Genomic DNA, 275 nt, shown 5'->3' on the forward strand with positions numbered 1-275 from the left:
GCCGTCGTAGTGCTCGCCATGCTGACCTTTCTCATTCCGCCCGCGACGGTCGCGCCGGCCGCTATGAGCGCGGGCGCGGCTGCTACCCGGCACTCGGCACGGATCAAGGACTACGTCAGCCTGACCAAGCCGGGCGTGATCTCGCTGCTGATCTTTACGACGCTGGTAGGCATGCTGATCACGCCGGCGGGCGTTCCCGGCCTGGCGCTAATCGGCTGGACGATGCTGGGCGGCTGGCTGATGCCGGCGGGCGCCCACGCCCTCAACTGCTACTT

General features: G+C 68.0%; 1 pseudogene. It reads left to right on the forward strand.

The window, feature by feature from the left end:
* Positions 1 to 18: 18 nt before the first annotated feature.
* Positions 19 to 275: pseudogene (locus ACSNOK_RS34190) on the forward strand (hypothetical protein); the annotation flags it as partial.

The sequence above is a fragment of the Streptomyces sp. URMC 126 genome, assembly GCF_051386555.1.
Classification (GTDB): Bacteria; Actinomycetota; Actinomycetes; order Streptomycetales; family Streptomycetaceae; genus Streptomyces.